This is a genomic window from Corticibacter populi (genome assembly GCF_004217315.1).
GTDB lineage: Bacteria > Pseudomonadota > Gammaproteobacteria > Burkholderiales > Burkholderiaceae_C > Lampropedia > Lampropedia populi.
Window position 1 is genome coordinate 700,669 of sequence record NZ_SGWR01000002.1, and the last position, 25,483, is coordinate 726,151.

General features: G+C 66.8%; 19 protein-coding genes. 9 read left to right on the forward strand and 10 right to left on the reverse strand.

Features of this window, described 5'->3' with window-relative positions:
- The first annotated feature begins 193 nt into the window (after positions 1-193).
- On the forward strand, positions 194-3,733 hold the full coding sequence (locus tag EV687_RS09340) for a hybrid sensor histidine kinase/response regulator (protein ID WP_122230489.1): 3,540 nt from the start codon (positions 194-196) through the stop codon (positions 3,731-3,733).
- Here EV687_RS09340 and EV687_RS09345 read toward each other — a convergent pair.
- Entirely contained in the window at positions 3,711-4,343 is a 633-nt protein-coding gene (locus EV687_RS09345) for a response regulator transcription factor (protein ID WP_122230487.1), read from the reverse strand. The two genes, EV687_RS09340 and EV687_RS09345, sit on opposite strands and share 23 nt — an antisense overlap.
- Positions 4,344-4,594: 251 nt before the next feature.
- Between EV687_RS09345 and EV687_RS09350 the strand changes: the two genes are divergently transcribed.
- Positions 4,595-6,769, forward strand: coding sequence for a TonB-dependent receptor (locus EV687_RS09350; protein ID WP_162846641.1), 2,175 nt, complete (start codon positions 4,595-4,597; stop codon positions 6,767-6,769).
- Between the two features lie 96 nt (positions 6,770-6,865).
- On the opposite strand, the gene acs is transcribed toward EV687_RS09350, so the two are convergent.
- From acs to EV687_RS09370, 4 genes are all read right to left on the reverse strand, one after another.
- On the reverse strand, positions 6,866-8,812 hold the full coding sequence (gene acs, locus EV687_RS09355) for an acetate--CoA ligase (protein ID WP_122230483.1): 1,947 nt from the start codon (positions 8,810-8,812) through the stop codon (positions 6,866-6,868).
- 82 nt (positions 8,813-8,894) lie between these two features.
- Positions 8,895-10,562 carry a cation acetate symporter gene (locus EV687_RS09360; protein WP_122230481.1) on the reverse strand — a complete coding sequence of 556 codons (1,668 nt, stop codon included), beginning with the start codon at positions 10,560-10,562 and terminating at the stop codon, positions 8,895-8,897.
- Complete coding sequence (locus tag EV687_RS09365) at positions 10,559-10,870, reverse strand: DUF485 domain-containing protein (protein ID WP_122230479.1); 312 nt, start codon at positions 10,868-10,870, stop codon at positions 10,559-10,561. The genes EV687_RS09360 and EV687_RS09365 overlap by 4 nt, the downstream gene beginning before the upstream one ends.
- 438 nt (positions 10,871-11,308) lie before the next feature.
- Positions 11,309-12,505, reverse strand: coding sequence for a YncE family protein (locus EV687_RS09370; protein WP_130466481.1), 1,197 nt, complete (start codon positions 12,503-12,505; stop codon positions 11,309-11,311).
- A gap of 591 nt (positions 12,506-13,096) precedes the next feature.
- On the opposite strand from EV687_RS09370, the gene EV687_RS09375 reads away from it, so the two are divergent.
- Positions 13,097-13,789, forward strand: coding sequence for a ProQ/FINO family protein (locus EV687_RS09375; RefSeq protein WP_162846640.1), 693 nt, complete (start codon positions 13,097-13,099; stop codon positions 13,787-13,789).
- A 17-nt stretch (positions 13,790-13,806) separates the two neighbouring features.
- Here the strand turns inward: EV687_RS09375 and EV687_RS09380 are convergent, their stop codons facing one another.
- Together EV687_RS09380 and EV687_RS09385 are read right to left on the reverse strand one after the other, a co-directional pair.
- Positions 13,807-14,580, reverse strand: a complete 774-nt coding sequence (locus EV687_RS09380) for a LytR/AlgR family response regulator transcription factor (protein ID WP_122230473.1) — start codon at positions 14,578-14,580, stop codon at positions 13,807-13,809.
- A 26-nt stretch (positions 14,581-14,606) separates the two neighbouring features.
- Positions 14,607-15,725: a sensor histidine kinase gene (locus tag EV687_RS09385; protein WP_242612562.1), complete on the reverse strand. Its 1,119-nt coding sequence runs from the start codon at positions 15,723-15,725 to the stop codon at positions 14,607-14,609.
- A 98-nt stretch (positions 15,726-15,823) separates the two neighbouring features.
- Here EV687_RS09385 and argH point away from each other — a divergent pair, with 98 nt between their 5' ends.
- Positions 15,824-17,299: an argininosuccinate lyase gene (gene argH / locus EV687_RS09390; protein ID WP_122230470.1), complete on the forward strand. Its 1,476-nt coding sequence runs from the start codon at positions 15,824-15,826 to the stop codon at positions 17,297-17,299.
- Between the two features lie 219 nt (positions 17,300-17,518).
- Positions 17,519-18,157: an OmpW/AlkL family protein gene (locus tag EV687_RS09395; RefSeq protein ID WP_122230468.1), complete on the forward strand. Its 639-nt coding sequence runs from the start codon at positions 17,519-17,521 to the stop codon at positions 18,155-18,157.
- Between the two features lie 49 nt (positions 18,158-18,206).
- On the opposite strand, the gene EV687_RS09400 is transcribed toward EV687_RS09395, so the two are convergent.
- Complete coding sequence (locus tag EV687_RS09400) at positions 18,207-18,962, reverse strand: uracil-DNA glycosylase (protein ID WP_122230466.1); 756 nt, start codon at positions 18,960-18,962, stop codon at positions 18,207-18,209.
- A gap of 120 nt (positions 18,963-19,082) precedes the next feature.
- Positions 19,083-19,391: a hypothetical protein gene (locus tag EV687_RS09405; RefSeq protein ID WP_122230464.1), complete on the reverse strand. Its 309-nt coding sequence runs from the start codon at positions 19,389-19,391 to the stop codon at positions 19,083-19,085.
- 182 nt (positions 19,392-19,573) lie between these two features.
- Between EV687_RS09405 and EV687_RS09410 the strand changes: the two genes are divergently transcribed.
- The 3 genes from EV687_RS09410 (at position 19,574) to EV687_RS09420 (ending at position 23,405) form a co-directional block, all read left to right on the forward strand.
- Positions 19,574-20,854: a glutamate-5-semialdehyde dehydrogenase gene (locus EV687_RS09410; RefSeq protein ID WP_122230462.1), complete on the forward strand. Its 1,281-nt coding sequence runs from the start codon at positions 19,574-19,576 to the stop codon at positions 20,852-20,854.
- Between the two features lie 155 nt (positions 20,855-21,009).
- Positions 21,010-22,683, forward strand: coding sequence for an arginine--tRNA ligase (gene argS, locus EV687_RS09415; RefSeq protein ID WP_122230460.1), 1,674 nt, complete (start codon positions 21,010-21,012; stop codon positions 22,681-22,683).
- A 68-nt stretch (positions 22,684-22,751) separates the two neighbouring features.
- Positions 22,752-23,405 (forward strand): SPOR domain-containing protein, encoded by a 654-nt coding sequence (locus tag EV687_RS09420; RefSeq protein ID WP_122230458.1) that lies wholly within the window; start codon positions 22,752-22,754, stop codon positions 23,403-23,405.
- A 69-nt stretch (positions 23,406-23,474) separates the two neighbouring features.
- Here EV687_RS09420 and EV687_RS09425 read toward each other — a convergent pair whose 3' ends face one another.
- Complete coding sequence (locus tag EV687_RS09425; protein ID WP_122230456.1) at positions 23,475-24,698, reverse strand: serine hydrolase domain-containing protein; 1,224 nt, start codon at positions 24,696-24,698, stop codon at positions 23,475-23,477.
- A 115-nt stretch (positions 24,699-24,813) separates the two neighbouring features.
- On the opposite strand from EV687_RS09425, the gene EV687_RS09430 reads away from it, so the two are divergent.
- Entirely contained in the window at positions 24,814-25,455 is a 642-nt protein-coding gene (locus EV687_RS09430) for a TetR/AcrR family transcriptional regulator (RefSeq protein WP_207226419.1), read from the forward strand.
- The last annotated feature ends 28 nt before the right edge of the window (positions 25,456-25,483 follow it).

The window sequence follows — 25,483 nt, forward strand, 5'->3', positions numbered from 1 at the left end:
TATGAATTAATTAAAAATAGAAATAAGAAATAAAGGTTGCCCGCGTTTGCGCATGCCCCACCTGCCGGAGACAAACAGTCCCCCCAAAAAAGCGTGAACAGGTTCTAAACTCGCGGGCAAATACCCGGCGGACGACCGGGCCTGCACAGTCCCCTGCCACCAACGACCGCCCCAACCCAAGGAGACGCCACAGATGCAGCCCGGCTGGGTGATTCTGGTTTCGCTGCTGTATGCCGCCATGCTGTTTGCCGTGGCCTGGCTGGGCGACCGCCATCCGCACTACGTGCAGCGCGGCTGGCTGCGTACCGGCGTCTACAGCCTGGCACTGGCGGTGTACTGCTCGTCGTGGACCTTCTACGGCGCCGTCGGCACCGCAGCCCGCTATGGGCTGGGCTACCTGCCGATCTACCTCGGGCCGCTGCTGATGTTCCTGCTGGGCTGGCGCATGATCGAGCGGCTGGCGCTGGTCGCCAAGAGCCAGAACACCGTCTCGATCGCCGACTTCATCGGCTCGCGCTTTGGCCGCTCGCCCCGCCTGGCGGCGCTGGTGACGGTGATCGCGCTGATCGCCGCCGTGCCCTATCTGGCGCTGCAGTACCGGGCCGTGGTCAGCAGCCTGAGCGTACTCACCGGCGCCGACACCAGCACCAGCCACCTGGGCGACCCGGCGCTGTACGTGGCCATCATCATGGCGCTGTTCGCCATCCTGTTCGGCACGCGCCAGGTCGATGCCACCGAGCACCGGCCCGGCCTGATGCTGGCGGTGGCGCTCGAATCGCTCGTCAAGCTGGTGGCGCTGGTGGCCATCGGCCTGCTGGCACTGCACTGGTTCGGCGGCTACGACCTGTCGGCAGTGGAGGCCTCGCGCCAGTTGCTGCGCAGCACCACACCGGTGGGCTTCACGGCGCAGACGCTGCTGGCCTTTGCCGCCATCATCTGCCTGCCGCGCCAGTTCCACGTCGCCATCGTCGAATGCGGCGAGGTCGCCGACATCCGGCGCGCGCGCTGGCTGTTCGGCCTGTACCTGGTGATCGTCAGCGCCATGGTGCTGCCCATTGCCGCCGCCGGCGTGGAACTCTTCGGCATGGAAGGCGGCGTCGCGCCCGACAGCTTCGTGCTGGCGCTGCCGCTCGCACTGAACCGCGACCTGCTGGCGCTGGGCGCCTACATCGGCGGCTTTTCGGCGGCCACCGGCATGGTCATCGTCGTCAGCGTGGCGCTCTCGAACATGGTCAGCAACGACCTGGTCATGCCGCTGCTGCTTCGGCGCGGCTGGCTCTCCGGCCCTGCCGGAACTGCCGGAACCGCCGGAACCGCCGCCGCGCCGCGCCGCGCCGGCGGCGACGCTCCGCCGCTGGCCAACATGGCACCCACCGTGCTGTGGGTGCGGCGCCTGTCCATCATGGCGCTGGCCGCGCTCGCCTACGGCTATTCGCGCGGCACCGCCAGCCACACCGAGCTGGCCAGCTTCGGCCTGATGGCCTTTGCCGCCGTGGCCCAGTTCGCCCCGGCGCTGCTGGCCGGCCTGTACTGGCACGGCGCCAGCCGCCGCGGCGTCGAGGCCGGCCTGCTGGCAGGCTTTGGCGTGTGGTGCTACACGCTGCTGCTGCCCAGCTTCGTCGAGGCCGGCTGGCTGCCCGGCGGCTGGCTGGCCACCGGCCCCTTCGGGCTGGACTGGCTGCGCCCCCACCATCTGTTCGGCAGCCGCGGCTGGGACGCGCTCACCCACGGCACCTTCTGGTCGCTGCTGCTGAACGTGCTGACACTGGTGCTGGTGTCGCTGCGCTGGCGCCCGGGCCTGACCGAGCAGATGCAGGCCCAGCCCTTTCTCGCCCCGCCGGGCCAGGAGCGGCCCCGCTCGGCCGGCACCACCACCTTCAGCCAGGCCGACCTCCGTGTGCGCGACCTGCAAACCGTGGCCGCGCACATCATCGGCGCCGGCACGGCCGAACGGGCCTTTGCCGGGCAGGCACGAACGCGTGCCATCCGGCTGGAGCCGGAGCTGCGCGCCGACCGCCGCTGGGTGCATTTCACCGAACTGCTGCTGACCGGCGCAGTGGGCGCCTCCTCGGCGCGGCTGGTGATGACGCGCGCGCTGCAGGGCTCGGGCATGGAACTGGCCGCGGTGATGGCGGTGCTCGACGAGGCCGGCCAGGAGCTGCGCTTCAACCGCAACATCCTGCTGGCCACGCTGGAGAACATCGACCCGGGCGTGAGCGTGGTCGATGCCGAGATGCGCCTGGTGGCCTGGAACCTGCGCTATCAGCAGCTCTTCGATTACCCCGACGGCATGCTCTACGTGGGTCGCCAGGTCGCCGAGCTGATCGGCCACAACCTGCAGCGCGGCCTGCTGGGCAAGGCTCCGCCGGCCAACGTGCAGGTCGAGGTGGACAAGCGCATCGCCTACATGCGTGCCGGCTCGGCCTACACCTTCGTGCGGCAGCTGCCCGACGGCCGCTTCATCGAGCTGCGCGGCCATCCGCTGCCCGACGGCGGCTATGTGACCAGCTACAGCGACATCACCGCCTTCAAGCAGGCCGAGCGCGAGTTGCGCGAAATCAACGAAACGCTGGAGCAGCGCGTGGCCGAGCGTTCGCGCGAGCTGGCCGCCGCGCACGAATCGCGCAGCCGCTACCTCACCGCCATCAGTCACGACGTGCTGCAGCCCATCCACGCGGCGCGCCTCTTCGCCTCGGCACTGCGCGAAGAGCACCAGCCGGCGCAGATGCAGCACCTGGCCGAGCACGTCGATACCGCGCTGCACGCGGCCGAGGAACTGCTCGACGGCATTCTCGACATCTCGCGGCTCGATGCCGGTGCGCTGCAACCCGACATCGCCCCCGTCAACGTGCAGCCCCTGCTGCAGGAACTGGTGGCGCAGTACACCCCGCTGGCGCAACGGCGCGGCCTGCGGCTGCGCCTGCATGCCCGGGCGCTCTGGGTGCGAAGCGATGCCCGGCTGCTGCGCCGCGTGCTGCAGAACTTCGTGGCCAATGCGCTGCGCTATACGCAAAGCGGCCGCATCGTGCTGGCCGCCCGCGTACGCGGCGCCGCCGTGCAGTTGCAGGTCTGGGACAGCGGCCCCGGCATCCCGCAGGCGCACCTGCAGAACATCTACGAGGAATTCCACCGCTATCAGCAGCATTTCGACTGGGATGGCCGCGGCCTGGGGCTGGGCCTGTCGATCTGCCAGCGCATCGCCCGGCTGCTGACGCACCGGCTCGATGCGCGCTCGGTGGTCGGGCGCGGCAGCATGTTTTCCATCGAGGTGCCGCGCTGCGCGGCTCCCGCTTCGGCAGCCACGGCCGCTACGGCCCGGGCCGCCACCAGTCCGGCCGACCTGCGCGGCATGAAGGTGCTGTGCCTGGACAACGACCCGGAAATCCTCGCCGGCATGCGCACCCTGCTGGGCCGCTGGGGGGTGCAGGCGCTGTGCGCCGCCAGCCTCGACGAGGCCCGCCAGGCCATGGCCGAAGCGCCCGACTTCCTGCTCTCGGACTTCCATCTGCATGAACAGTGCGACGGCATCGAAGCCCTCGATACGCTGCGCCGCCAGGCACCACGGCTCGCCGGCGCGCTGCTGACAGCCGATGGCAGCGACGCCCTCAAGACCCGCGCCAGGGCGCACGGCTATGCGGTCCTGACCAAGCCTGCCAAACCCGCCTCGCTGCGCAGCCTGCTGGCGGCGCAGCGGTCGTCCGCCGGCGCACTCAACGCAAACCCAGCCGATTGACGATGGCCACCGCCTGCGTGCGGTTGGATGCTCCCAGCTTGCGCAGGATCGCCGTCATGTGGGCCTTGATGGTCGCCTCCGAGATGCCCAGTTCATGGGCGATCTGCTTGTTGAGCCGGCCCGCCGCCACCATCTGCAGCACCTTGGCCTGCTGGGGCGTAAGCTCGCCGATGCGCGCGGCAATGCGCTGCTCCTCCTCGCTGGTGGCAGCACCTTGCATGGCCGCTGGCGGAAACCACGGCTCGCCATCGAGGATGCACTGCAGCGCCGCCGCCAGCGTTGCCACGTCGGAGGACTTCGGGATGAAGCCGAACGCCCCGTGGTCCATGGCGCGGCGCATCGATTGCACATCCTCGTGGGCCGAGACCACCGCCACCGGCAGCTGCGGATGGCGCGTGCGCAGCCGCGCCAGCGGATCGAAGCCGCTGCCACCGGGCATGCTCAGGTCCAGCAGCAGCAAATCGGCATCCGGGTATGCCTCCACCAGCGCATACAGGCCCTCGACATGCTCTGCCTCATGCACCACCACGTCCGGCAACAGCCGCGCCAGCGTGGCGCGCAGCGCCTCGCGAAACAGCGGGTGGTCGTCGGCAATCAGCAGGGTGGGCATACACATCGCACCGGAAGTGGCAGCACATGATAGCGGCGTGCGCCGCCGGCGCACCGCTGGCAGCCCTGCCGGACCGCGTTTTGCGGTCGGCGGCCAGCACCCGGCCACACCGCCGCGCAGCCGGAAAGCAACAAACCGGCCGGCCTGGCTGGCGGATCGGGGCGCAAACGCCATGCAGGAAAACAAATGTGAATTCCTCTCAGTTACAATCCACGTCGATTTGATCGCACTTGTCACCATAGAGGACTCCCATGCTTGTCACCCGTCGCTCCTGGCCCATGCACCGCATCGCGCTGGCCGTTTCGTCCCTGCTGGTCGGCACGGCCGCGCTGGCCCAGACCGAGGCCCCCGAGGCTGCGCAGGCCAGCGCGGCCAATGCGCAGGTTCTCCCCGAAGTCACCATCCGCAGCAAGTACGAACGCGAAGACCTGCCGTCCCGTGCGCCAGGCCTCAAGGCCGCGTCGGGTGCGCGGCTGGGCATCCTGGGCGCGACATCGATCGTCGATGCCCCGGTGCATGTCAATGCCTACACGCGCGAGCTGGCCGAGGATTGGTCGGCGCTGACGCTGCAGGACGTGCTGGAGAATGACTCCGCCGTCGTCTTCACCACCAACAAGAACCACCTGCTGCAGAACTTCAACCTGCGCGGCCTGGACATGACTGCGATGGACATCGCCACCAACGGTCTGTACGGCATCGCGCCGGCCAACTCGGTGCCGATCGAGATGTTCGAGCGCGTCGAGGTGCTGCGCGGCCCCAACGTGCTGCTCTCGGGCATGCCGCCGGGCTCCAGCGTGGCCGGCACCGTCAACATGGTGACCAAGCGCGCATTGCCGCGCCAGACCATTGCCGACCTGACGGTGAGCTACAGCAGCCACTCCTACTTCCAGGCCCATGCCGACGTGGGCAAGCGCTTCGGTGACGAGGAGCGCCTGGGCATCCGCTTCAACGGCGTCTACGGCAAGGGCGAAATGGGTGCCAAGGATGAAGACCAGAGCCGCCGCGTCGGCGCGCTGGGTCTGGATTACCTGGGTGACCGGGCCCGCTTCTCGCTGGATCTTTACAAGAGCGTCAACAAGATCGATGGCGGCAGCCCCGGCATGTTCAGCTTCGCGGGCAACGCGGCGATCGTCGGCGTTGGTTACCTCTTGTCCCCGCCCTCCGGCGACACCAACATGTTCCGTGGCACGCATGGCAAGTACGACAACAGCGGCGTGTTGGCCCGCGCCGAGCTGGATTTCAACAGCGACTGGCAAGGCTACATTGCCGCCGGCGGCTCCGAGGCCGAGGGCAAGGGCCTGCTGTTCGGCACCCGCGCCATCGTCACCGGCGCGGACGGCACCACGCGCGGCGCCATCTACAACGTGCACACCAAGTCCGAGCGCCGCACGGCCGAGGCTGGCGTGATCGGCAAGTTCGACACCGGGGCCATCCAGCACCGGCTGCAACTGTCGGCCAACATCCTCAAGCACAAGGAAGGCACCTACAACACGGCCTGCGCCTATTGCTACACCACCAACATGTACGAACCGGTGACGCCGACTTTCCCCGCCGCGCCCACCTGGGGTGGCTATACCGTCAAGAACGACTTCCGCTCACTGGCCGTGGCGGACACGCTGAGCTTTGCCGACGACAAGCTGCTGCTGACCATTGGCGGCCGGCACCAGACCGTCAAGACGCCGCTGGTCAGCAACAGATCGTCCGACTATAGCGAAAGCCGCTTCTCGCCCATGCTCGCTGCCGTGGTGCGTCCGTGGGGCGAGCAGATCTCGCTGTTCGGCAATTACACCGAGGGGCTGGAGCCGGGTCAGGTCGTCGGCACTGGCTATACCAACACGGGAGAGGCCCTGGCGCCCAAAGTCACCAAGCAGTTCGAACTGGGCGTGAAGGTGCAGGCCGGTGAACTGACCCACACCTTCAGCGCCTATCAGATCAAGCGGCCCTCGTTCATCAGCAACAACGCCTCTCCCCTTCCCACCCTGGTGGACGACGGCGAGCAGCGCCTGCGCGGGCTGGAGTGGAGCGCATTCGGAAACCTGACCAAGGACGTGTCGCTGCTGGGCGGCATCACCTACATCGAATCTGAACAGCGCAACACCAACCTGGACACCTACGGTACGCCCGATTGGCGCGCCCGTATCGGCATGGACTGGACAACTCCAGTACAGGGCCTGAAGGTCGGTGGCCGGGTGATCTACACTGGCAAGCAGTGGTTGAACTCTGCCAACACGATCCGTCTGCCATCATGGAATCGTCTGGACCTGAACGCCAGCTATGCGACCAAACTCGGCAACATTCCGGTGCGCTTCAACGGCAGCGTCGAGAACGTCACCGACAAGAACTACTGGATCGGCACCTTCTCCGACGGCTTCGCGATGCCTGGCGCCCCGCGCACCTTCAAGCTGTCGGCCACCGTGTCGTTCTGATCGCGGCGGCAGCGGTGCCGCTGCCGTCCATGCAAAAAAATCCGTGCATCGACTGCACGGATTTTTTCATGGGCCGGCGACCGCCTCCTCATGCCCTCAGGTATTGAGGCGCTCCTGCACCAGCGTCTCGACCACCGCCGGATCGGCCAGGGTGCTGGTGTCGCCGAGCTGATCGGGGGCGTTCTCGGCGATCTTGCGCAGGATGCGGCGCATGATCTTGCCCGAGCGCGTCTTCGGCAGCGCCGAAGCCCACTGCAGGAAATCGGGCGTGGCGATCGGGCCGATCTCCTTGCGCACGTGCGCCACCAGTTCCTTGCGCAGCGCGTCGCTGGGCTCCTCGCCGGCCACCAGCGTGACATAGACGTAGATGCCCTGGCCCTTGAGGTCGTGGTTGAAACCCACCGCCGCGGCCTCGGCGACCTTCTCGTGCAGCACCAGCGCGCTCTCGAGTTCGGCGGTGCCGATGCGGTGGCCGCTGACGTTGATCACGTCATCGACACGGCCGGTGATCCAGTAGTAGCCGTCGGCATCGCGGCGGCAGCCATCGCCGGTGAAGTACAGGCCCGGATAGGCCTTGAAATAGGTGTCGATGAAGCGCTGGTGGTCACCGTAGACGCTGCGCGCCTGGCCGGGCCAGGAGTCGGTGATGACCAGATTGCCCTCGCCCGCGCCCTCGATGAAGTGGCCCTCGGCATCGACCAGCGCCGGCTGCACGCCGAAGAAGGGCTTGGTGGCCGAGCCGGGTTTGAGCGGCGTGGCGCCCGGCAGTGGCGCAATCAGAATGCCGCCGGTCTCGGTCTGCCACCAGGTATCGACGATGGGCAGCTTGCCATTGCCGACCACCTCGTGGTACCAGCGCCAGGCCTCGGGGTTGATCGGCTCGCCCACCGAGCCGAGCAGCCGCAGCGACTGGCGCGAGCTTTTCTTGACCAGTTCGTCGCCGTCACGCATCAGCGCGCGGATGGCCGTGGGCGCGGTGTAGAAGATGGTCACGCGGTGCTTGTCCACCACCTGCCAGAAGCGCGAGTTGTCCGGGTAGCTGGGCACGCCCTCGAAGATCAGCGTGGTGGCGCCATTGGCGAGCGGGCCATAGACGATGTAGCTGTGGCCGGTGACCCAGCCGACATCGGCAGTGCACCAGTAGATATCGTCGTCGCGCAGGTCGAACACCGCCTCGTGACTGTAGCTGGCGTGCACCAGGTAGCCGCCGGTGGTGTGCACCACGCCTTTGGGCTTGCCGGTCGAGCCGCTGGTATAGAGGATGAAGAGCGGGTCTTCGGCATTCATGCGCTCGGGTTCGCACTCGGCGGGCTCGCCGGCGGTGATCTCGTGCAGCCACAAATCGCGGCCGGCCTGCATGCCGACCTGCCCGCCGGTGTGGCGCAGCACGATGACCTGCTCGACACTGCCGGTGCCATCGAGCTTGAGGGCAGCGTCGACATTGCCCTTGAGCGGCACGCGCCGGCCGGCGCGCAGACCCTCGTCGGCGGTGATGACGAGCCTGGCGCCGCTGTCGCGCACCCGGTCGGCCACCGAGGTCGGCGAAAAGCCGCCGAACACCACGTTGTGGATGGCGCCGATGCGCGCGCAGGCCAGCAGCGCCACGGCGGCATCGGGCACCATCGGCAGGTAGACGGTGACCCGGTCGCCCTTTTGCACCCCCAGGCGCCGCATGGCATTGGCCAGCTTGCAGACGCGCTCATACAGCTCGCGGTAGCTGATCTTTTGCGCCGGCGCGTCCGGATCGTCTGGCTCCCACAGGATGGCGGTCTTGTCGCCGCGCGTGGCCAGGTGCCGGTCCAGGCAGTTGACGCTGGCGTTGAGCTCGCCATCGGCGAACCAGCGGATACGGAAGTCGGCGGTGTCGAAGCTGGTGTCCTTGATCCGGGTCGGCTCCTTGAACCACTGCAGGCGCCTGGCCACCCGGCCCCAGAAGGCCTGCGGATCGTTCACCGATTCCTGGTAAAGCTTCTCATAGGTGGGCTCGTCGATGGTATGGGGGCCGGCAAATCCTGCCGGAACGGGGAATACGTCTTGGGTCATGGCACATGCCTCCTGTTCTTGGATTGTGGGTCTACGGATGGATGGGCGCCAGGCGGACGGCCCGCCTGGCCACGCATGGCAATCAGTGATCGCTGGCCGCCGAAGCGCCGATGCCGGTCTGGCTGCGCACCGTCAGGGCATCGAAGGCGGCCCGCTCGCGCGCGGCGCGTGGGCTGCGGTCGGTCACCGAGAAGAACCATATCGCGACAAAAGCCAGCGGGATAGAGAGAATGCCCGGATTCGGGAACGGCGTGACGGGCGCGGCGAAGCCGAACACATCCACCCACACGGTCTTGCTCAGCACCACCCACAGGGTCGCCACCAGGAGGCCCGTGAAACCGCCGATGGTCGCGCCGCGCGTGGTGCAGCCGCGCCAGCCGATCGACAGCAGCAGCACCGGGAAGTTCGCGCTGGCGGCGATCGCGAAGGCCAGTCCCACCATGAAGGCCACGTTCTGGTTCTCGAAGATGATGCCCAGCAGGATCGCCACGACGCCCAGCGAGATGGTGGAGATCTTGGAGATGCGCATCTGCTTTTTCTCGGTGGCGCGACCCCGGGCGAACACGTTGGCGTATAGATCGTGCGAGATCGCCGCGGCGCCAGCCAGCGCCAGTCCGGCCACCACCGCGACGATGGTGGCGAAGGTCACGGCCGCCAGAAAACCCAGCAGCAGGCTGCCGCCCACGGCATTGGCCAGGTGCACCGCCACCATGTTGGTGCCGCCGATCAGGCCCTTGATCATGTCGAAGCTGCCGTCGGCGGCCGCGGTGTAGTACTCCGGGTGCCGCACCAGCAGCGCGATGGCGCCGAAGCCGATGATGAAGGTGAGGATGTAGAAATAGCCGATGAAGGTGCTCGCGTAGATCACCGACTTGCGCGCCTCCTTGGCGTTCGAGACCGTGAAGAAGCGCATCAGGATGTGTGGCAGGCCGGCCGTGCCGAAGGCCAGCCCCAAGCCCAGCGAGAGCGCATTGAGCGGATTGCTGATGAGCGACTGGCCCGGTGCCAGGATGGCATTGCCCGAGGGGTGCACGCGGCTGGCCTCGGCCAGCATCGCGTCGGGGCTGAACTTGAAGGCCGCCAGCACCAGGATCGTCATCAGCGTGGCGCCAAACAGCATCAGCACCGCCTTGATGATCTGCACCCAGGTAGTGGCCGTCATGCCGCCGAAAGTCACGTAGACCATCATCAGGCTGCCGACGATGATCACCGCCCACTGGTACTGGATGCCGAACAGCAGCTCGATCAGCTTGCCCGCGCCCACCATCTGTGCAATCAGATACAGCGCGATGATGGTCAGCGAGGCGCTGGCCGCCAGCACGCGGATCGGTGTCTGCGAGAGGCGGAACGAGGTCACGTCGGCGAAGTTGTACTTGCCCAGGTTGCGCAGCCGCTCGGCGATCAGGAACATCACCACCGGCCAGCCGAACAGGAAACCGATGGCATAGACCATGCCGTCGAAGCCGCTGACGTACACCATGCCGGCAATGCCCAGGAACGAGGCTGCCGAGAGGTAATCTCCGGCAATCGCCAGGCCATTCTGGAAGCCGGTGATGCCGCCCCCGCCGGTGTAGAAGTCGGACGTGGTCTTGGTCTTGCGTGCGGCCCACCAGGTAATGCCCATGGTGCCGGCAATGAACACCAGGAACATCACGATGGCCGGCACATTGGCCTTGCCGGGCTCGGCTGCGTGCGCGGCGCCGGCGGCGGCCAGCAGGCCGCCCAGGACGAGAAGGGTCTTCTTGTTCATTGCACGTCCTTCAGCACCGCCGCGAGCAGCGGGTCGAAAACCTTGTTCGAGATGTACACATAGGCGGCAATCAGGATCACCGCGCTCAGGCACACCAGAACGGCGCCAAACACCCCCACCGTCATCGTCATCGCGCCCACCGGCCGCGCCATCAGCGCGGGGTTGTAGGCCAGCGTCAGGATGTAGCCGGCGTAGATCACCCAGGTGACCACGAAGAAGGCCATGCTGATGCGCCCGCGGCGCTTGAGAAGTTCCTGGTAGCGCGGGTGGTTCACCACCTTGGCCACCACATCGGATGAGGTACTCATGAACAGTCTCCTTTTGTTGCTGCGCATGTCCGCCGGCGTATGCGTCGGCGGGCATGCGGCACCCTGGAACAGGCCCTGGCCGGGCCGAACAGTTTCCGGGCGCAGGTTTTATCGGACGATTCAATGTAGCGATTGCCCTGGCGGTCGACCAGACGACTTTGGTCTTAAGGGTGTTCCCTTTGAGGGTGATCCCTGAAAGGGAACACCCTCATCTTGCGGGGAAAGCAACAGTCCCGCATGAACCGGCGGAGACGATCCGCGGCTGTCTCACTGCACAGATCGACGGGTGCAGCAGGTTCGGCGCCAACAGCATTGCCCATCACGGCCTGCCCAGCGATCGCCACGGCGCACATCGCCGGCCCCGCATGGCACGCAGCACCTCATCCGCAGCGCTTGGAGGAGGAAAGCATCACAGGCTGGCCACAAGACGGCCTGCCATCAAGGCAAGCTGTTCAGGTCGATACGAACGACGCTCTCTGGCTTGCCTGCCTTGGTGCGATTGCCGTCGTTCTTCACCGAGACATACAGCACATTGTTCTCGCCATCGAAAGCCATGCTGTTGGGGTGTGGCGGCAGTGCCACGACATGCAGCAATGCGTAGCTCTCGCTGTCGAAGACCGTCAGCGTGCCCTTGCCTTCGGCAACGCGAATGCCGTTGAAGTTCGTCACGTAAAGGCGTTTGCGTTCGGCATCGAGCAAGACGTTCAACGGGTTCTGATCGGTGCGGATACGGGCCAGGCTGCGGCCGGATACCGGCTCCAGCACCACCACCTGGTGGCCCTTGCTGCGCGGTGGCATGTCTCGCCCCAGGCCCTTGTTGCGCCACGCCGAACGAAAGCCGATACCCTGGTCAACGGCAAAAATGCGCTCGCCCTGGCCGTCGTAGACGATGTTGATGGGCTGGTCGACCTCGATCTCGGCGGTATGCACCGGTACCAGTGCCTGCGTATCGATGGTGATCAGCTGGGCCTGCAGATTGGAGACGAACAAGCGGTTGTGCGCGGCATCGAGCGCCGCGCCGGTGGATTCGAAACCCAGACCCGGCACGGTTTTCTCCAGCGTCAGCGATTCCGTATCCACAACATACAGCAGGCTGTCGGGCTGGCCGCCATTGGCCAATGCGGGCAAATACAGGCGCTGGCGGGCCGGATCGACCAGCAGCTGCCGCAGGCTGTGCGCATAGGGCCGGCGAGCCGTGGAGTCCTCGATTTTCGGCACCAGCGCCAGCGTCGCCACCACCCGGTTGCTTTCGATGTCCACGACGCTGACGGCGCCATCGAAGCCATGGCCCACATACACGCGCCCCTTGGCATCATCCAGTGCCAGGCCAAAGCCCCGGTGCGGCAGCTCGATGTCCGCCTGCACGGCTAATGTGTCCGGATGCAGGCGCAACAGCCGCGAAGCGCCACGCGCGGCGGCGTCCTCGGTGACATCCGGTGCCGCCACGAACACGGCATGCTGCCTGGCGCTGTATACCAACTCGTACACGCTGGGCGCCACCTCGGCACGCACCACGGCGCCTGCCAGTTGCGCCTCGTCCACGGTCGGGGCCAGCGTTCTTTGCGCACAGCCAGCCAGTACCAGTGCCGCCAAAGCGACCGCCAGACCGGTGCCGATGTTCTTCAGATTCTTCATGGTGTTCTCCATTCCGGGCCCGGCTGCAATATCCGTTGTCTCACGCGCTGCCGCCGCATTCATAGAGCGGCATGGTACACGGTCCGGCCATCATCAGGAATGATTCTCAAGAAAAGTGCATCACTCGGGTATCCATTGGCAGGCGCCAACTGCTGCCTGACAATGCCTCCATTGCGCCTCCGATGAAAACAATACATGGCCTGCATATCCCACCCCACGGGGAGCGGCCCATAACAAAAACATAAAAACAAAGCCTGCAGGTCCCCCCTGCAGGCTTTTTTCATCTGCCACACCGCACATCCAGCGACATGCCCTGAGCGCGTGGACGCATGGCGATCGTTGGGCATTCCCCACCAATCGGGCATCGCCGGTTGTCGGCAAGGCTGCAGCGGTGGCATGATGGCGGGTTTCCGGTTTTTCTTCCGTCGCCTCATGACCACGACCACTCCCCTCTCCGGCGCTGCAGACGCTTCGCAGCCAGATGCATCGCCTGCAGTTCCCTCCCCCAAGGGCGGGTCCGCCCCCAGGCGTGGACGCGGCGGCAGGACGCAGCCAACCCGGACACGCGCGGCGGCACGCCCACGGCATCCCGTGCTCGAGCAACTGGCAACGCGACATCCGAAGCTGTTCGGCGCTGCGCCGCTGCCGCTCAAGCGCGGCATCTTCCAGAATCTGCGCACGGCCCTTCCGGAACTCGGCGAGGAGGATCTCAAGGAAGCGCTGGCCGAGCACACCCGTTCGACCCGCTATCTGCAAGCCGTCGCCGCAGGTCAGTCGAGGCGCGATCTGGACCTGCAGGTGGTCGAGCCGATGGCTGCCGAACATGTCTTTCACGCGCTGGTGGAACTGTTCCGCCGCAAGCAGCGCAAGGCCGCGCGCAGCCCCGAGGCCGAGCGGGCCACACTGCAGGACGAAGCCAGGCAATGGCTGGGCCGGCGCCTGCAGCAGCACATCGAGACCACCGGCCTGAGTGCCGCAGACTATGCCGGCACCATGCGCACGCGCGATGGCGAGGTGCAGGCCTTGCTGCAGGAGCTGGTGGCCCAGGCCAGCGCACAGTCCGCACGTGACGAGGCGATGCTGCGCGCCTTCGAGGCCAGTGGCGCGAGTGTGGCGGCGTTTGCCGAGATGTACGGCTTGAGCGTGCAGGAAGCGGGGCTGATCCTGGCACGTGCGCGGCTGCACCAGCAGCCGGCGCCGGACGAACCCAGCCACCCCGCTGACGAGGCCGCTCCCGCCGTCGCCGGCAACGACGCGGCAGACGACGCCGGCAAGACCTCGTAGGAACCTCGAGTATCCCCTCAGGGAGCCCGGCCGAGCAGTTCGGCGCGTACCAGTGGCAACTGACGGCGCGAAACCTGCAGGGCTTCCTGCGTGCCATGCAGTTCGAGCAGCCAGTGCTCGCCGTCCTGCTCCGAGCAGGCCTTGACCAGGCCGCGCATGGCCTGGCGGGCTGCCAGTGCATTGCGGTGCACGCGCAGAAAGCGCATGCCAAAGCGCGTCTCCAGCTCATTGAGCGAACCGTCGTACAGGTATTGGCGCTCCAGCGTCTGCACCGTCACGTACTTCTGTTCGGCGCGGCAGAACAGAATGTGCGAGACCGGCACGCGCTCGGTGCGGTGGCGCTCGTTGACGATGATGAAGTCAGCGTCCGCCGCTGACTGTGGTGCGGTGGCTGGTGCTGGCGCCGGCGGCGCTGCGCCCTGCAGCAGCAGGGCCCGCCGGAGCGCCTGGCGCAGGCGCTCCAGCCGCACCGGCTTGGTCAGGTAGTCCGCCGCGTCCAGGTCGAAGGCCTGGCTGGCGTGCTCGGCATGCGCCGTCACGAAGATGACGGCAGGTGCGCATGCCTGCTGGCGCAGCTGCCGCGCCAGGGCCACGCCATCCATGCCCGGCATCTGGATATCCAGCAGCAACACGTCGATGGCTTGCTTGTCGCGGGTGCGCTGCAGAATGTCCAGCGCCTGGCTGACGGCGGCGGCCTCGATGACCTGGCACGACAGTTCCGGCATGTCGGCCAGCAGCACGCGCAGGCGCTGGCGTGCCAAGGCTTCATCATCGACGATCAGAATGTTCATGGTGCGGTGGTGCAATCTCTGCGCATTCATCGGCTAACCCCGGGCGTGGCGGGCAGCGGCTTGGCCGGCAGCACCATGCCCACCTCGTAGCGGCCATCGCGCAGGCGCTGCCTGAAGTCGGCATCCATGTCGTGCAGCAGGTGCAGACGCGCCCGTACATTCTGCAGCGCAATGCCATTGCCGGCCGTGCTGGTCACTGCTGCGCCAGGCCCGGCGACCGGCGGCACGGTGTTGCTGATGCGCACATACACCCGTGCGCCCTTGCGGCGCACCAGCACATGGATTTCGCCGCCCTGCGCGCTGGGCTCGATACCGTGCTTGATGGCATTTTCCACCAGTGGCTGCAGCAGCAGCGGCGGCACGCTGGCGCCCAGCGCATCGTCATCGACGCTCCAGCGCACGCGCAGGCGCTCGCCAAAGCGGATGCCCTCGATGCGCAGGTACTGGCGCGCGATCTCGAGTTCCTTTTCGAGGCTGGATTCGCTGCCCGGGTCCTTGAGCGCATGATGGAACAGGTCGCTCAGGTCCTCAAGCATGCGCTCGGCGGCGGGCGGGTCCTGGCGCACCAGCGCGATCGCGCTGTTGAGCGTGTTGAAGAGGAAGTGCGGGCGGATACGCGACTGCAGCTCCGCCAGCCGGGCCACCGTGGCCGCTGGCTGGCGCGCGCGCTGGCGCAACGCCAGCATTTGCGTGAGCACGGCCGCCAGGACAATGCCCGAGAAGCCGGCAGCCAGCCAAACGCCGGGCCCGGCCGGCAAGCCCAGATACGCGGCCAGAGCTGCGGCCAGCATACCGCACAGCCAGCCCAGCAGCACGGCAAAAGCCCATTGCACCGAGGCAGCCTGCCGACCCATCCAGTGGCGCAGGCTGCAGGCCACCAGCAGCCAGGCCAGCAGCGCAGGCAAGGCCACGCCGGTAGCCAGCGCAAAGGCGGCCAGCCAATCGGCCGCGCTGGCCGCACCGAACAATGCGATCAATGCCAGCGGCAGTTCCACCAGCACGATGGCGCGCAGCACCACGCCGATCTGGCAGGCATCGAACAGCAGGGCCTGCGACGGCTGCGCGGCCCAGGCAACGGCCGCGCCGTGCCGGCGCCGGCCCGCTAGAATCGGCTCTTTCGCCTGTTTGGATTCGCTCCCACGCATTTATCTTGTTCTGTCGTCCATTGCAGCCGTGCGGGCCCAGTCGGCCGCCGGCCATTGCGATGCCCATGACTGGCAACCCGACCATTATCCCGAGTTCCATGCCTGAAAACCACACCCCGCAGCCTTCCGCCAACCAGCTCGCCGCCAAAAGCGAAGGCTGGTCGGCCCTGTTCACCGAGCCGATGAGCGATCTGGTCAAGCGCTACACCGCCAGCGTGTTCTTCGACCAGCGCCTGTGGCAGGCCGACATCGCCGGCAGCCGCGCCCACGCCCGGATGCTGCACGCAGTGGGCATCCTGTCGGCCGAGGACGAGACGGCCATCCAGCGCGGACTGGACCAGATCAGCGAGGAAATCGCGTCCGGCCGGTTCGAATGGCAGCTCGACCTGGAGGACGTACACCTGAACATCGAGGCGCGTCTGACGGCGCTGGTGGGTGATGCCGGCAAGCGCCTGCACACCGGCCGCAGCCGCAACGACCAGGTGGCCACCGACGTGCGCCTGTGGCTGCGCGGCGAGATCGACGGCATCCACGCGCTGCTGCTGGACGTGCAGCGCGCCCTCGTTGGCGTGGCAGAACAGAACATCGAGGTGATCCTGCCGGGCTTCACCCACCTACAGGTGGCGCAGCCGGTGAGCTTTGCGCACCACCTGCTGGCATACGTGGAGATGTTCAAGCGCGACGCCGAGCGCCTCTCGGACGTGCGCCGCCGCACCAATGTGCTGCCGCTGGGCGCGGCCGCGCTGGCGGGCACCAGCTACCCGCTCGACCGCGCCATGGTGGCGCGCGAGCTGGGCATGGTCGATGCCGATGGCCAGCCGCAGATCTGCCAGAACAGCCTGGATGCGGTAAGCGATCGCGACTTCGCCATCGAATTCTCCGCCGCCGCAGCGCTGGTGATGGTGCACGTCAGCCGCCTGTCTGAAGAGCTGATCGTCTGGATGAGCCAGAACTTCGGCTTCATCCGCATTGCCGACCGCTTCACCACCGGCAGCTCCATCATGCCGCAGAAGAAGAATCCGGACGTGCCCGAGCTCGCACGCGGCAAGACCGGCCGCGTGGTGGGCCACCTGATGGGTCTCATCACGCTGATGAAGGGCCAACCGTTGGCCTACAACAAGGACAACCAGGAAGACAAGGAGCCGCTGTTCGACACCGTCGATACGCTGCGCGACACGCTGCGCATCTTCGCCGAGATGATCGGCGGCCAGCTCAACCCGGCCACCGGTGCGCGCGAGGGCGGCATTACCGTCAACGCCGCGGCGATGCGGCAGGCCGCGCTGCGCGGCTATGCCACCGCCACCGACCTGGCCGACTACCTCGTCAAGAAGGGTCTGCCGTTCCGCGACGCGCACGAAACCGTCGCGCACGCGGTGCGCATCGCCATCGAACGCGGCGTGGACCTGGGCGAACTCCAGCTCGAAGACCTGCAGGCCTTCAATCCGGCCATTGCCGCCGACGTGTTCGAGGCCCTCAGCCTCGAAGGCTCGCTGGGCGCCCGCAACACGCTGGGAGGCACCGCGCCGGCGCAGATTCGCCAGCAACTGGCCACCCACCAGCGACGACTGACCTAAGAACCTGTTCACGATCTTTTCATGGGCGGCGCTGCCCGCCTTGCCCTCTGCATTCTTGGCGTCCTGCATCACCCACGAAAAATCGTGAACAGCTTCTAATACCCCGCCCCTTTTCAGTGCACTGCTGACCCAGGTCAAAGATCGACTCCGCAGTCAAGGCACACACTGCGCGTGTTACAGATTTATTAACCTGCGATAAGCATTGAAGGGAGAAGCACCATGGCCGCTCGCCATTTCGCCACCTGTTGTCTGATTGCCACCGGCATGCTCGCCGCCAGCCCGGTGCTGGCGCACCAAACCGGCGACGTCCTGCTGAAATTCGGGCTGACGCACGTCAAGCCCAAGTCCGACAATGGCTCGGTGGCCGGCAACAGCATCGACCTGGATGTCGGCAGCAGCACGCGCCCGAGCTTCAGCCTGACCTACCTGGCCACCGACAACATCGGCATCGAACTGCTGGGTGCGCTGCCCTTCAAGCACAGCGTGCATGGCAGCACGGCCGCAGGCGCGCTCGGCCAGATCGGCGAGACCAAGCAACTGCCCCCCACCCTGAGTCTGCAGTGGCACTTCCTGCCGCAATCCACCATCCAGCCCTACGTCGGCCTGGGCGTGAACTACACGCGCTTCTTCAGCACCAAGGCACGCGGCCCGCTGGCCGGCTCGCGCCTGAAGCTCGATGACTCCTGGGGCCTGGCGGGCCAGCTGGGCGTCGACATCAAGATCGACGACAAATGGTTCTTCACCACCGACGTGCGCTACATCGACATCTCGTCCGATGTGAAGCTCAATGGCGAGAAGATCGGCAAGGCCAAGATCGACCCGTGGACCCTGTCGGTCGGCGTCGGCTACCGCTTCTGACCCCCCGATTCACACCATTGACAAAGTGACAAAGGCCGAGGCGCCAAGCTCATGCGGAGCCTGGCGCCTCGGCCTTTGTTTCCACCTTTGCTTCGGTCTTTTCCTGTTGCTGGCGAAAGGCCTTGGCGGCGCTGAAATGCCCGCAGCCGATGAAAGGCCGGGGCGGACGCAACGCCGACAGTGGCGAAGGGTGATTGGCCAGCAGCACGAGGTGACCGTGGTCCTTCGGGATCAGCGCCTGCTTGGACTGCGCATGCGAGCCCCACAGCATGAACACCACGGGCCTGGGGCCGTTGGCGACCTGGGCGATGATGGCATCCGTCAGCACCTCCCAGCCCTTGCCGGCATGGCTGGCAGCCTGGCCTTCCTCGACCGTCAGGCAGGTGTTGAGCAGCAGCACGCCATGGCGGGCCCACTGCACCAGGCTGCCGCCAGGGCTGGGAAACGGCGGTGGCGGCGTGCCCAGATCACGCTCGATTTCCTTGAAGATGTTGCGCAGCGAAGGCGGCAGCGGCACACCCGGTGCCACCGAGAAGGCCAGCCCCTCGGCCTGGCCGCGGCCGTGGTAGGGGTCCTGACCGAGGATCACCACCCGCACCGCCTCAGGCGGCGTCAGCTCCAGTGCCCGCAGCGGCTGCGGTGGAAAAATGCGTGCGCCGGCATCAAGCCGCTGCTGCAGAAAGTGCAGCAGGCGCTGACCGGTTGAGCTGCCGAAGAACGCATCGACGGTGGACATCCAGCCGGGTGCGACCGGCCAGTCCACCGGGTCGGCGCTGACAAGTTGATCGGTATGATCCGGATGCATTGGGGCGGCACTCCTGGGTTCGAAGGCGACATTCGGCGGGCGCCGGGGCAGCACCCGCACCGAACTGCGTAGTGTAGAGGCTGACCGGCCGCCATGGCAAAGGCGCCAGCCACGCTCCACTCAGGGCCCTGCCGGCGCCTCCAGAACCTGACACGCCTTGTCGAGCCACAGCTGCAGGCTTTCGTGCAACTCGCTCTGGCTGAACGAGCAGCTTTCCTCGCGGAAAGATGCTCCGGCCTCGAGCCGGTTGAGCAGGTCACGCAGCACCTGCTCGTATCTGGAAGGCAGCGCCGTGAAGAGCCCGGCCTGCTCGAGCGCCCAGGCGCTGAACGCGTGGGCCGTCAACTGATGGCCGCGCAACTGTTCGAGACGCTCCTGCATCTGCGCGAGCACAAACAGGGCCTGGATCGGGAGCTGGGGCGAGGTCATGGTCTGTCTCCTGCCGGATCGTGGGATTGCCAGGATAGCGTTCTACGTTCTATCCGCGTGACAGTGTGCCAGCATGGCTGGCACATCCGCATCGAGACTTGCCCGGCACCGCCTGATGCAGCTAGAACGGGCACGCAGACGACACGCAAACGCGCAGGCGGCGGCTTTGGCACAATAGCGCCATGAACACCCTCCCGATCGACGACATCATGCACGCCATCGGCGTGCAGGCACGCCGCGCCAGTGCCCGCATGGCGACCGCCAGCACCAGCGAAAAGGCGCTGGCACTCCAAACCCTGGCCGATCTGCTGCGCCAGCAGGCCCCGGCATTGCAGGCAGAGAACGCCAAGGACGTCGAGCGTGCCCGCACCGGAGGGCTGGCCGAACCCATGGTGGACCGCCTCAAGCTCACCGCGAAAGTGCTGGAAACCGCCGCCCAGGGCTGCGAGCAACTCGCCAAGATGCCCGACATCATTGGCGAGATCATCGGCCTGCGCCAGCAGCCCAGCGGCATCCGCGTCGGCCAGATGCGCGTGCCCATCGGCGTGTTCGGCATGATCTACGAGAGCCGCCCCAACGTCACCATCGAGGCCGCCAGCCTGGCCATCAAGAGCGGCAATGCGGCCATTCTGCGCGGCGGCTCCGAGGCCATCGAATCGAACAAGGCGCTGGCCGCGCTGGTGCGCCAGGCGCTGGCCGCCGCCGGCCTGCCCGAAGACGGCGTGCAGCTCGTGCCCACCACCGACCGCGAGGCGGTGGGCCGGCTGATTGCCATGCCCGAGTACGTGGATGTGATCATCCCGCGCGGCGGCCGCGGCCTGATCGAGCGCATCAGCGCAGGCGCCAAGGTGCCGGTCATCAAACACCTCGACGGCATCTGCCACACCTACGTCGATGATCCGTGCGACATCGCCATGGCCGTGACCATTGCCGACAATGCCAAGACGCAGAAGTATAGCCCCTGCAACGCCACCGAGACGCTGCTGGTGGCGCGCGGCGTGTCCGAGGCTTTCCTGCCCGAAATCGCCGCGATCTACGCCGCCAAAGGCGTGCAGATGCGCGTGACGCCCGAGGGACGACCGCTGGTCAGCCGCGTCGATGGCGCCGAAGTGCAGGACGCCACCGAGGAAGACTGGCGCACCGAGTACCTGGCGCCCATCATCAGCATCAAGATCGTCGAGGGCCTTGACGAGGCCATCGCCCACATCAACACCTACGGCAGCCATCACACGGACGCCATCGTCACCAATGACCACCGCCACGCGCAGCGCTTCCTGCGCGAGGTCGACTCGGCCAGCGTGATGGTCAACGCCAGCACGCGCTTTGCCGATGGCTTCGAATATGGGCTGGGTGCCGAGATCGGCATCAGCACCGACAAGTTCCACGCCCGCGGGCCGGTGGGCGTCGAAGGCCTGACCTCGCTGAAGTACGTGGTGCTCGGCGACGGCGAAATTCGCCGGTAAGCCAGAGTTTTCCCCACAAGTTGCGACAGGGCAGCCGCAAAAATGCCATTCGCGGCCCGGCCGGAACCACCGCCAGGCAAAGGCTGCGGCATGGCGCATTGACGCTGGCCCTTTCATCCACCGCAGCACGACCGCGCCCGCCTAAAATCACGCCCATGCTGAAAATCAAACAAGACCTGCTGGATGGCCTCGCCAGCACCCTGGAATCCCTCTCCCCTGGTGCCGGTGCCAAGGCCACCTTCGAGCAGCCGCGCCAGCCCGAGCACGGCGATCTGGCCGTCACCGCCGCCATGCAACTGGCCAAGCCGCTCAAGGCCAATCCGCGCCAGCTGGGCGAACAGATCAAGAACGCGCTGGAGGCCCTGCCCGCCTACCGGCAATGGGTCGCGGCCGTCGAGATCGCCGGCCCCGGCTTTCTGAACCTCCGCCTCAAGCCCGAGGCCAAGCAGCAACTGGTGCGCGAGGTGCTGTCCGCCGGCTCGCAGTTCGGCCTGCAGCCCGCCCGTGCGGACAAGGTCATCGTCGAATTCGTCTCGGCCAACCCTACCGGCCCGCTGCACGTGGGCCACGGCCGCCAGGCCGCGCTGGGCGATGCCATCTGCAAGCTGCTGGCCTCGCAGGGCCTGCAGGTGCACCGCGAGTTCTATTACAACGATGCGGGCGTGCAGATCGACACTCTCACCAAAAGTACGCAACTTCGTGCAAAAGGCATCAAACCCGGCGATTCGGGCTGGCCCGAGGCCGCCTACAACGGGGACTACATCCAGGACATTGCCGACGATTTCCTGGCCAAAAAGTCCGTGAAGGCCGACGATCGCGAATTCAGCGCCAATGGCAACCCGGATGACTACGAGAACGTCCGCCAGTTCGCGGTGGCCTACCTGCGTAATGAGCAGGACAAGGACCTGCAGGCCTTCAACCTGAAGTTCGACGAGTACTTCCTCGAATCCAGCCTCTACGGCAGTGGCCGGGTGGAACAGACCGTGCAGCGCCTGATCGACCACGGCAAGACCTACGAGCAGGACGGCGCACTGTGGCTCAGGACCACCGACTACGGTGACGACAAGGACCGCGTGATGCGCAAGCAGGACGGCACATACACCTACTTCGTGCCGGACGTGGCTTACCACATCGCCAAATGGGAGCGCGGCTACCACCGGGCCATCAACATCCAGGGCACCGATCACCACGGCACCATCGCGCGTGTGCGCGCCGGGCTGCAGGCCGCGGACGTGGGCATTCCACAGGGCTACCCGGACTACGTGCTGCACACCATGGTGCGCGTGGTGCGTGGCGGCGAGGAAGTCAAGATCAGCAAGCGCGCCGGCAGCTACGTAACGCTGCGCGACCTGATCGAATGGACCAGCAAGGACGCTGTGCGCTTCTTCCTGCTCAGCCGCAAGCCCGACACCGAGTACACCTTCGACGTCGATCTGGCCGTGGCACAGAATAACGACAACCCGGTCTACTATGTGCAGTATGCCCACGCACGCATCAACAAGATCCTGCGCGACTGGGGTGGCGACGTGGCCGCGCTCGGCAGCGTGCCGCTGGCCGCGCTCGATACCGCGCCGGCGCTGGCGCTGCTGCTGCAGCTCGCCCGATACCCCGACGTGCTGACCGGCGCGGCGCGCGATTTCGCCCCGCACGACGTCAGTTTCTACCTGCGCGAGCTGGCTGCAAGCTATCACAGCTATTACGATGCCGAGCGCATCCTCGTCGAGGACGAAGCGGTTAAACTGGCGCGTCTGGCGCTGATCGCAGCCACCGCGCAGGTGCTGCGCAACGGCCTGGCGATGCTGGGCGTCAGTGCGCCCGAACGCATGTAATGTGTGATGTGATGCATGAGATGTGAGGCGTGCGAGTCAACGCGCATGTCAAGGAACTGAGACGGACTATGAAGAAAAAGCAGCGCGGCGGCACCATCGCCGGCATTCTGATCGGGCTGGTCATCGGTCTGGGCATTGCCATCGCCGTGGCGCTGGTGGTCTCGAAGATGCCCGTGCCCTTCATCAACACCAACGCCCACACGCGCCCCTCGTCGCTGGATTCGACCGAGGATGAGCGCAACCGCAACTGGAACCCCAATGCCGCGCTCGGCGGCGGCAATGCCGGCAGCGGCACGCCCCCACGCAGCGTGACGCCGGTCGACCAGCCACCGGTGCAGCCCGAGCCGCCTTCCGAAGTGGTGGCCGTGGCACCCGAATCGACACCTGGCTCCGACCCGCTGGGCGAACTGGCCGCACAACTGGGCAACCGCTCCGCCCCGGCAACAGCGGCTGCGCCCGCCGTGCCGCCGCCAGCGGCCACCGACGCCTACCAGTACTTCGTGCAAGCCGGCGCGTTCCGCTCGCAAGGCGATGCCGACTCGCAGCGCGCGCGCCTGGCCATGAACGGCTGGGACGCCCGCATCACCAGCCGCGAGCAGCAGGGCCAGACCGTCTATCGCGTACGCGTAGGCCCGTTCAGCAAGAGCGAGGATGCCGCCAACCTCAAGCGCCAGCTCGACCAGCAGGGCATCGACTCGGCCGTGGTGCGCCAGGCGCGCTGACGACCGATTGGCACCGACGCCCCAGACAAGCCGCCCGCATCCACCGATGCCGGCGGCTTTTTCACGAGCTCATGGTGCCGCCACGGGCAGTAGCGCCGCATAAACGGCATCGCGCACATCCTGTGCGAATGCCCCCGACATGCCTTCGATCGCCGTGTTGGTGAAGGCAAGCACCGCCAGGTCATGCACAGGATCGACAAACCAGCTGTGGCCATAGACGCCGCCCCACTGGATGGTTCCCTTCCCCTGCGGCGTGCCAGCCAGCGCCGGATCGACGAGCACCGACCATCCATAGCCGAAGCCCCAGCCCGGCCCCTGGGTCTGCGCCTGAACTCCGGCATGGTCGCGCAACATCAGGGCCACCGTCTCGGGCTTCAGGAGCCGGGACATGGCGCCCGGCCGCAGGCTCAGCAGGAACTGCATGAAGTCCGGCGCCGTTCCGACCATCCCCGCGCCGCCGGACGGATAGGCGCCAGCGTCCCACACGCGATCCGGCGCGAAGCGGATGCGGCCCTCGCCGAACGGCACCTGCGCCTGTGGCGCCATCCGCTGCGGTTCTGCGCCGCCATCCTGGGCATCCTGGTAGGGCGTTGCCAGGCGGGCGCCATCAACCACGCGAAACCCCGTATCTGGCATGTGCAGCGGGCCGGTGACGTGCTGCCGCAGCAGCAGCGACAAGTCCGATCCGGTGGCCGCCTCCATCACGGCGCCCAGCACATCCAGCGCCACCGAATAGCGCCAACCCTGGCCTGGCGGGTAGGCCAATGGCACGCCGGCGATGCGGCGCAGGTTTTCCTCCAGCGTGATGCCGGCATCATCCAGTCCGTCGGAGATCCCAGCGCGGCGATAGGGGCCATCGGCCGGCTCCAGCAACCCGTAGCTCAGTCCCGCCGTGTGCGTGAGCAACTGATGGAGGGTGATCACCGGCATGCTGCCATCGGGCATCTGCGGCCGGAAATCCGGCAGCCACCGGGTCACCGGCGCCTGCAGATCAAGCCGGCCCTGCTCGACCAGCCGCAGCGCGGCGGCCGAGACCATCGGCTTGGTGACGGAGGACAGGCGGAAGATGGCGTCCTCACGCATCGGCCGGCGCTGCTCGCGGTCGGCCAGGCCGGCCGCGCGGCGGTAGACGACCTGCCCGCCGTGCGCGACCAGCACGACGGCGCCGACGATGCGTTGCTGGGCGATGGCCCGGTCGATGGCGGCATCGAGCGCAGCGAAGGATGGCGGCTGCGCATCGGCCAGCGGCACGGCAGCCGCCAGCGCGGCCGCCATCAGCAAAGGCTTGGACATGGTTTCGATCCGGTTGATGAGAACGAGGGATTGGGGAAAGAGCATCGGTAGAATAACCACAACGACCGTTCCACAAATCTACACCGGTTCCCACCAATTTTCAATAGTGATCGATGTGATAAATAAAAACAGCCAGCCACGCCGCCGTGGCCGGCCACCGAGTTTCGATCGCGGCACCGTGCTGGAGCGTGCCATGCTCGCGTTCTGGAAGCTGGGCTACGAAGGCGCGTCCATCGCCGACCTGACGGCGGCCATGGGCATCACCGCGCAAAGCCTGTATGCGGCCTTCGGCTCCAAATCCGCGCTGTATCACGAGGTCCTGGAGCACTATCAGCAGACCACCGGCGCCTTCTCGGCGCGCGCGCTGGAAGAGGAGCCCGGCGCCATCGCCGGCTTCGCGCGCCTGCTGCGGGAATCGGCCGCGCAATTCTGCCGGGCCGACCGGCCGCGGGGTTGCATGGTATCGACGGCGGTGCTGGCCTGCGCAGCCGAAAACCAGGAGCAGGTCCGCTACGCCGCGCAGCTGCGCGAAGCGGCCATCGCGGCATTCAGGCACCGGATCGATCGCGCCATCGACACCGGCGAATTCAGGCCCACGACGGACAGTGCGGCGCTGGCGCGCTACCTGGGCGCCATCATCCAGGGCATGTCCATCCAGGCGCAGGATGGCGCGACGGAACCGGAACTGCGGGGCATCGCCGAACGGGCCATCGAGACGTTGCGGCCATTCGCCGCCCCCATCGGTGGTTCGGCATGAGCACCTGTCGGAATAGCCCCGCTTGCCG

Bases quoted from the DNA above. Each gene is read 5' to 3' on its own strand.
- EV687_RS09340 (WP_122230489.1), top strand. From the start codon at position 194: ATGCAGCCCGGCTGGGTGATTCTGGTTTCGCTGCTGTATGCCGCCATG.
- EV687_RS09345 (WP_122230487.1), bottom strand. From the start codon at position 4,343: ATGCCCACCCTGCTGATTGCCGACGACCACCCGCTGTTTCGCGAGGCG.
- EV687_RS09350 (WP_162846641.1), top strand. From the start codon at position 4,595: ATGCTTGTCACCCGTCGCTCCTGGCCCATGCACCGCATCGCGCTGGCC.
- acs (WP_122230483.1), bottom strand. From the start codon at position 8,812: ATGACCCAAGACGTATTCCCCGTTCCGGCAGGATTTGCCGGCCCCCAT.
- EV687_RS09360 (WP_122230481.1), bottom strand. From the start codon at position 10,562: ATGAACAAGAAGACCCTTCTCGTCCTGGGCGGCCTGCTGGCCGCCGCC.
- EV687_RS09365 (WP_122230479.1), bottom strand. From the start codon at position 10,870: ATGAGTACCTCATCCGATGTGGTGGCCAAGGTGGTGAACCACCCGCGC.
- EV687_RS09370 (WP_130466481.1), bottom strand. From the start codon at position 12,505: ATGAAGAATCTGAAGAACATCGGCACCGGTCTGGCGGTCGCTTTGGCG.
- EV687_RS09380 (WP_122230473.1), bottom strand. From the start codon at position 14,580: ATGAACATTCTGATCGTCGATGATGAAGCCTTGGCACGCCAGCGCCTG.
- EV687_RS09385 (WP_242612562.1), bottom strand. From the start codon at position 15,725: ATGCGTGGGAGCGAATCCAAACAGGCGAAAGAGCCGATTCTAGCGGGC.
- argH (WP_122230470.1), top strand. From the start codon at position 15,824: ATGCCTGAAAACCACACCCCGCAGCCTTCCGCCAACCAGCTCGCCGCC.
- EV687_RS09395 (WP_122230468.1), top strand. From the start codon at position 17,519: ATGGCCGCTCGCCATTTCGCCACCTGTTGTCTGATTGCCACCGGCATG.
- EV687_RS09400 (WP_122230466.1), bottom strand. From the start codon at position 18,962: ATGCATCCGGATCATACCGATCAACTTGTCAGCGCCGACCCGGTGGAC.
- EV687_RS09405 (WP_122230464.1), bottom strand. From the start codon at position 19,391: ATGACCTCGCCCCAGCTCCCGATCCAGGCCCTGTTTGTGCTCGCGCAG.
- EV687_RS09410 (WP_122230462.1), top strand. From the start codon at position 19,574: ATGAACACCCTCCCGATCGACGACATCATGCACGCCATCGGCGTGCAG.
- argS (WP_122230460.1), top strand. From the start codon at position 21,010: ATGCTGAAAATCAAACAAGACCTGCTGGATGGCCTCGCCAGCACCCTG.
- EV687_RS09420 (WP_122230458.1), top strand. From the start codon at position 22,752: ATGAAGAAAAAGCAGCGCGGCGGCACCATCGCCGGCATTCTGATCGGG.
- EV687_RS09425 (WP_122230456.1), bottom strand. From the start codon at position 24,698: ATGTCCAAGCCTTTGCTGATGGCGGCCGCGCTGGCGGCTGCCGTGCCG.